This is a genomic window from Ureaplasma ceti (assembly GCF_040369755.1).
GTDB classification, from domain to species: domain Bacteria; phylum Bacillota_I; class Bacilli_A; order Mycoplasmatales; family Mycoplasmoidaceae; genus Ureaplasma; species Ureaplasma ceti.
Genome location: NZ_BAABQM010000007.1, coordinates 1 through 7,559 on the forward strand (window position 1 = coordinate 1; position 7,559 = coordinate 7,559).

Consider the following 7,559-nt stretch of genomic DNA (forward strand, 5'->3'; position numbering starts at 1 on the left):
ATAAATACATTAATTATTACAATAACAAACGTATACAGAAAAAACTCAACTGACTTTCGCCAATTGAGTTTAGTTCTTGTGTTAAAATTTAAAACCAATTAGTGTCCCATAATCGGTTCCCACTGTATTCCTCCGAGGGTTTTTCTTTTCTTGCTTTTATAAAGAATCGTACTCAATTTGACTAACGTCGTCTGGAGTTGTAATTTTTTTGTTTTGTGAACTACCTAAAACAAATTCTACTGGTTCTTCTGGGAAGTGGTTAAGGATTAAACTAATTTCATCATTAAAAGGAATGGTGTTAGTTTTATTAGCATCGTAAGCTTTTATCAACATATCCACTTTTGCCCCTTGTGGGGTTTGAATAAGTTTGTATTCTTGTCTATCCACATAAGTAACTCCGTTAGCGTCAGTTTTAACTAAACTATCGTAAACAGGAATATAACTTGTCACTAAGTTGTGGTTTTCTAAAGCATTCTTCACATCAGTAATTAAATCTAGTGAGACAAATGGTCTGTCTGCGTCGTGAATTAAAACATTTTCTTGTTTTAATGCGTATTGTAAACCTTTGTATACTGATTCAGAGCGGCTAGAATCACCTTCAACTACTAATAATTTGTTAATTAAACGGAACATACTTTTATAAAAGTTAAACTTGTTAGATTGCACCACTAAAATAATTTTTTCACAATCTTTATCGTATTGGAAATTATAGATAGTGTGTTTAATTAAAAGCTCGTTGTTTAATTTGATTAATAATTTGTCTTTTTGGAAGCGGCTTGATGATCCTGCTGCCGGGATAATAACTGTATATTTCATTTATAAAATATGAATTCCTTTCTCTTTGGCTTCTAAATATAATTCTTCTGGTCAAGAACCAGGAACAACCTCACCGATGTGAATTTTATTCAACAAAATCATAAGTAGTTTGCTTAAGTTAATTTTAATCGACATTTGGTCTGGCGAATGTTTAATTAATTCAAGCTCGGTTGTTAGCGATTCTACATCCACGTGTCTTTGTTGGAGTTCTATTAAAGTTTGTTCATATGTGGATAACATACTAAAAGATATGATTGGCACGATATTACTGATGTCTTCGTAAAAGTATAATAATTCACTTTTTCTAGTTAAGTCGTCAAAAATCGGGTCCACTTCTTCTAAGTAACGTGAACTAGAATCGCCAATTTCTGTTAACAGAACTAGTTTATCGGTAGATAACTTTTGCATTAAGAAGTCATCGGTTTTCAGAGTATGGAACTTAGTGTAGAACGTTTTTAAAGATAATGTGGAAAAGTTCGCAAACTTAAAGTTAGTATCGATTTGTAATTCTTCGACTAACCTATGAAAAATTTCGTTCATTATTTCTAAAATTTCATCAGTTAACTTTTCTAGTAACTCTGTAGTTTTCAACTTATCCACAGATGTTACCCGTTTGCGAATTCAGATTTCTTCTTCGCAACCGGAATGAGTACTATCGTATACTACATCACGGCTAATGGTTGTGTTTCTTCAAATTAAACCTTGAAAGTTGGGTTCTAATTTTAATTCATGAAACAAATTAACGGTGTATAAGTTAGCATCGTTTAGCAGCTGGTACACAGTACTAGAGGAACGGTTGTCATAATTAATTAATCTTTGATCGTGTTTAGGATTAAAGGTTGTAATCTTAGGAATCGAAACGCTGTCCAAATGGTATAAAGCTTGAATTTGGTTAAATAGTTCATTAGAAAAACGGTCTATAAATTTTAACGTTTTATATAGACCGTTTTTACTGACATAACTACCTATAAAAAAGTAATTGTTTGCCATTATTTATATAAATTAATCCTATTTATCCTTCATGTGAGGGAATAATAATACGTCTCTAATAGTATCTTTTTCAGTTAATAACATAACTAATCTGTCGATACCAATACCCATACCACCAGTTGGAGGTAAACCGTATTCTAAAGCGTTTACGAAGTCCATATCCATGTCGTTAGCTTCGTCGTTACCTAATTCTTTTTCTTTTAATTGAGCTTCAAAACGTTCATATTGGTCGATTGGGTCGTTTAATTCGGCGAATGCGTTAGCAAATTCTTTTTGACCGATGAATAATTCGAAACGTTTTGTAAATCTTTGATCAGAGTAATCTTTTTTAGCTAATGGACTGATTTCAATTGGGTGACCAAATACGAATGTTGGTTCGATTAATTTTTCTTCACAGTATGTTTCGAAGAAAGCATTAATTACGTGACCATATTTCATTTGGTGTTTTTCTAATTCGATGTTGTGTTCTTTAGCGATTGCTACAGCTTCTTCATCAGATTTTACGTTGTAGAAGTTAACGCCTGTGTATTCGTTAATTAAATCTACCATGTGAACTCTCTTGAATGGTTTAGAAATATCAATTTCAAAACCTCTGTATTGACATACAGACTTGTTCATAGCTTTAGCAGCGTTTTTAATAACACCTTCAGTTAAGTCCATCATACCTTCCATACCAGTGTAAGCTACATAAGCTTCCATTGAAGTAAATTCAGGGTTATGAGTTGCGTCCATACCTTCATTTCTAAAGATTCTACCGATTTCGTAAACTTTTTCGAAACCACCAACGATACATTTCTTAAGTGGTAATTCAGTTGCGATTCTTAGGTAGTATTCTCTATCTAATGCGTTATGGTGTGTAATGAATGGTCTAGCAGCTGCTCCACCTAATGTTGGGTTAAGAACAGGAGTTTCAACTTCGAAGAAGCCGTTGCCATCCATGTAATTTCTAATTGATTTAACGATGATACTACGGTTAACAAAAGTGTTCATTGAATCGTCATTGACGATTAAGTCAACGTAACGATTACGCGCTCTTGCTTCTTCGTCAACTAAACCGTGGTATTTTTCTGGTAATACTTTTAATGCTTTAGATACGATATCGATATCTAAAACGTATAAAGTAACTTCGCCAGTCATAGTTTTCATAGGTTTACCTATAACTTTAACTATGTCGCCAAGGTCTATTTCTTTGAACTTTTTAAATACAGATTCTGGAACTTCTTTCTTTGAAACATAAAATTGACATGTACCTGAGAAATCTTTAAGTACACCGAATGTTTGACGTGTAATCATTACACGTCCAGCTAATGTGTAAGTTCTAAATTCGTCTCTGTTGTGAAGAGATTCTTTTTCGAATCCTTCGTATTCTTTAACGAATTCATTTAATGTGCAAGTACGTTCAACAATTTCTGTTTCATACGGATTTCTACCGTCTTGTTGTAACTCTTGCAGGTGTTGTCTTCTGACCAATTCTTGGTCAGTAAATTTTCTTTCCATAAATCCTCCGAATGTTTAAAGAGTTTAATTCATATGTGTATGAAAAAACTTTTTAAACAATAATTTAATATTAGTTTTTTTGTTGCCAGTAAATATCGTGACGCAGAATGTAATAAAAGCATATAAAAAATAAGCGACACAGGCATAAAAACTAGCTCACCACGTATCATTTTCGTGTATGTTTAATTTTAATTCAAAAACGAAGATATTTATTAAGAAACCAATAATGGTTATCAAAATTAATAAAAATATGATAATTAGAGGAATAATTAGGTTAATTAAGTTCTGTCTAATAGATAACGAGTTCAAGAAAATCAAGTAATTCTTAGTGCGTTTATAGACGAAAAACGCCGTAAAAGAAAACAAAATATAGTTTAGTAAATATATAAACCAGGTTCCAAATAATCAACTTCGGTAATGCTGGTGAGCGTAATTAACTAACCACTCGTGTTCTGGAGCGGTGCCACTAGTTAAAGAATAGATTGTTACCATGAAGATAAAAATCGTGGTAAGAATCAGCGATCCTAAACCTAAAATAGTTCACCAAATTCAAATAGACTTTAAGACATATTTGTAAATATTTAAGTTATTTGCCAGTAAATTAAAACCATTAAACTTAGTCTTAAAAGAAGACAAAGTTAACCGCTTGTTTTTAATGTAGTTATCCTTACTGTTTAAATCAATAATTTCACTAGCCATTAAGTTATTATATTGTTGAAAAATTAAGACGGTTTTTTTCAACCGGCCATGGATTAATTCGAGAATACTTCGCATTTCATCTACGACATTTTCCCGAAAATTCTGGTAGTTATACGGTTCAATAATTAAATATTTACTAGGTTTAATACATGCTAATAAAAGTTTAAATTTTCACTGATTAAATTCATTCATTCATTTAAATTTACTTAGTAAAATGTCAGAATCTAAACCAAACATTTCCAACATTTGACTTTGGTTATATGGGATATCTTTCTTATCGAACGAATAGAACATGTCTAAGATTTTTTGGTTTTGTAAGTTTTGGTCTAAAACGATTGTATTTTCACAAAAAGAAATATTTTCATAACAAAAGTTGATCCGATTCACATTATCTAATTGGGAAAGATTAATATTATCAATAAATAAATTACCGTCTAAGTCACCCTCGCTGTTTCTAATATATTTATAAACATTATTTAAAACGGTAAAATAGGTACTAGTTAAATAATGAACACCTTTATCTAACCGAAGAGATAAACCGTATTCATAATTTAAATCGGAATTTTTAAATTTTAACGACTCAAAGTAAAACATCTTATTTGTATTATAAAATACAATAAATTTATTATTTACTGAGGAAATAATTAAGGAGATAAAAGACATATGACACAATACGATGTTGTGGTCGTCGGAGCGGGCCATGCAGGGCTAGAAGCCGCTTTTGCTGCCGCAAAAAAAGGCATGAAAACAGCCTTAGTTACATTAGATAAAAACGGCGTAGCTTTAATGCCATGTAACCCATCAATCGGGGGACCAGCTAAAGGTACAGTAACACGGGAAATTGACGCATTAGGTGGAATGCAAGGTAAGGGTGCAGACGCTTGTCAATTACAAATGAAATTATTAAACTCTTCTAAGGGTCCTGGTGTATGAGCTTTAAGAGCTCAAGTAGATAAAGTAAAATACCACCATTGATTTTTAGAACAAATTGAAAAACAAGAAAATTTAGACTTAGTCATTGATGAAGTGACTGGATTAATTATCGAAGACAACAAAATTAAAGGTGTTAATTTAAAAAATAACGCTTTAGAATGTAAGGCGGTTGTATTAACAACCGGAACTTATTTAAAATCAGTAACTCATAGAGGTAGTGTAAAAAAAGAAGAAGGGGCAGATGGTTCAAAGAGAGCTAACTTCTTATCTGATTCTCTAAAAGACTTAGGCTTCCAATTAATTAGATTAAAAACTGGAACTCCTCCAAGAATCCAAAAAGATTCAATTGATTACTCAGTGATGCAAGAAGAACCTGGCACTAATGCATTATTAAGTTTTGAACATTACAACCCAACTTATTTACCTTACGAACAACAGTTGCCATGTTACATTATTCACACAAACGAAACAACGCACGAAATTATTAACTGCAACTTAAAGAAATCAGCAATGTATGGTGGAATGATTAACGGTATTGGTCCAAGATACTGTCCATCAATCGAAGATAAATTAGTGAAATTCCCAGATAAAGAAAGACACCAAATCTTCGTAGAACCTGAATCATTAGAACTAGACACAATGTATTTAGGTGGGTTCTCAACTTCTATGCCAGTAGAAATTCAAGAACCAATGATTAGAAGTTTACCTGGTTTAAAAGACTGCATTATTAAAAAATTTGCTTATGCAATTGAATATGATGCAATTGACCCAACTCAAGTAGCGCCCACTTTAATGACAAAAAAAGTTCAAGGGCTATTCAGTGCTGGTCAAATTAATGGTACTAGTGGTTATGAAGAAGCTGCTGGCCAAGGTTTAATTGCTGGTATTAATGCTGCTAACTACGCTGCTGAAAAAGAAATGCTAGTGTTATCAAGAACTAACTCATACATTGGTGTAATGATTGATGATATTGTCACTAAAGGTGTAACTGAACCATACAGATTATTAACTTCAAGATCAGAACATAGACTATTCTTAAGAAACGATAACACTGATGACAGAATGATTAAGATTGGTTACGAACAAGGCTTAATTCCCCAAGAACAATACGACCAATATTTAGCAGATATTCAAACTTCAAACGAAATCATCGCTTTATTAAAGAGTAAAACAATTGGTCAAGTAGACGAATTAAAATTCGAAGTGAAGAAAAATAATGCTTCATTATACGAATACTTAAAGAGACCAGAAATCAACTTACGTGATTTATTGCCATATATTGGAATTGATCCAGCGACTTTAAATACATTCTTAATTCAAAAGATTGAAATTAAAGTGAAATTTGAAGGTTACATTAAATTACAAGAAGAAAGAATTCAACAATTCAACAGTAGTAATGATTTAAGTCTAGCTGAAATTACTGACTATAAATTAGTTCCTAACTTACCTTTAGAAGCTAGAGATAAGTTAAACAAAATTAAACCATTAACTTTAAGCCAAGCCGGCAGAATTAGTGGGATTAATTTAGAAGACATCGTAAAGATTAAATACTATTTGGAAAACAAACATGAATAAAAGCGAATTTGAAAAATTCTTAAAAGAATTGTGTCCATGAGTTACTCAACAAACTTTTGAATTACTAGAAAAATATAAAAGTGTTTTACAAAGAGAAAACCAAAAATATAATTTGACTCGTTTAGATAGTGAAGATTTAGTTTACGGTAACTATTTCTTAGAATCTCTAATTCCGTACATTAAAACTGGTTTATTAGACGAAAACGACACTAAAAGCTTATTAGATATCGGTAGCGGTTCTGGTATTCCAGGTATTGTTTTAAAGATTCTCTTCCCTAAATTAAAGGTTACAGTTTTAGATTCAAACAACAAAAAAACAGAATTTTTAAACTTATTAGTGGAAGAATTACAATTAACTGATGTTACTGTCGTTTATGATAGAGCTGAAAATTGAGCTAAAAACCACCATGAAGAATTTGATATTGTAACTTCTAGAGCAGTTAGCGGTTTATACAAAATCTTAGAATTATCTTCAGCATTCTGTAAGATTAATGGTCTCATTATTCAACCGAAATCATTAAAGGCTGAAGAAGAGTTTAAAGAAGCTCAAGGTACAATCAAAACTTTACACTTAAGTTTAGAAGATAAAGTGACTTTTAACTTCTTAGAACATAAACATCATGTCTTTGTGTTTATCAAAAATAAAGCCACACCAAAACAATATCCAAGAAGTTGACAACAAATTATGAAAAAACCATTATAGTCCTATACTATATATATGTAAATTTCATAACCTAAAAAAATAACAAATATTTAAGAAAAAACCTGAGAGTAATTTTTGAATTATTCTGAGGTTTTTTTCTTTATTTTGTCTATAAAAAAATTAAAAAATCAAAAAAATAAAAAATAATTAAATTTTTTTGAAAAATCTATTGCATTTTTATTTCAAATGTAATATACTTTAATAGTTGTTCCAAAGTAACAACAGTTAGTTCTTTGAAAACTTAATAGAATCCGTCAATTTTTTGAGAGTTTGATCCTGGCTCAGGATTAACGCTGGCGGCATGCCTAATACATGCAAATCGAACGAAGCACTTGTGCTTAGTGGT

At 31.3% G+C, this 7,559-nt stretch carries 5 protein-coding genes and 1 rRNA gene; 3 read left to right on the plus strand and 3 right to left on the minus strand.

Annotated elements, in window-relative coordinates:
- Window positions 1-156: 156 nt before the first annotated feature.
- From ABWU82_RS03550 to lysS, 3 genes are read right to left on the minus strand one after another with little or no spacing between them, the layout of a single operon-like run.
- Entirely contained in the window at window positions 157-816 is a 660-nt protein-coding gene (locus ABWU82_RS03550) for an IspD/TarI family cytidylyltransferase (RefSeq protein ID WP_353290126.1), read from the minus strand.
- Window positions 817-1,806 carry a class-II aminoacyl-tRNA synthetase family protein gene (locus ABWU82_RS03555; protein ID WP_353290127.1) on the minus strand — a complete coding sequence of 330 codons (990 nt, stop codon included), beginning with the start codon at window positions 1,804-1,806 and terminating at the stop codon, window positions 817-819.
- A gap of 18 nt (window positions 1,807-1,824) precedes the next feature.
- Window positions 1,825-3,303 (minus strand): lysine--tRNA ligase, encoded by a 1,479-nt coding sequence (gene lysS / locus ABWU82_RS03560; RefSeq protein WP_353290128.1) that lies wholly within the window; start codon window positions 3,301-3,303, stop codon window positions 1,825-1,827.
- Window positions 3,304-4,665: 1,362 nt separating this feature from the next.
- Here lysS and mnmG point away from each other — a divergent pair.
- From mnmG to ABWU82_RS03575, 3 genes are all read left to right on the plus strand, one after another.
- The gene (gene mnmG / locus ABWU82_RS03565) at window positions 4,666-6,510 is read left to right on the plus strand and encodes a tRNA uridine-5-carboxymethylaminomethyl(34) synthesis enzyme MnmG (protein ID WP_353290129.1); all 1,845 of its coding nucleotides are present in this window, start codon (window positions 4,666-4,668) and stop codon (window positions 6,508-6,510) included.
- Window positions 6,503-7,213 (plus strand): 16S rRNA (guanine(527)-N(7))-methyltransferase RsmG, encoded by a 711-nt coding sequence (gene rsmG / locus ABWU82_RS03570; protein WP_353290130.1) that lies wholly within the window; start codon window positions 6,503-6,505, stop codon window positions 7,211-7,213. The genes mnmG and rsmG overlap by 8 nt, the downstream gene beginning before the upstream one ends.
- A 258-nt stretch (window positions 7,214-7,471) precedes the next feature.
- Window positions 7,472-7,559: ribosomal RNA gene (locus ABWU82_RS03575) — 16S ribosomal RNA — on the plus strand; the annotation flags it as partial.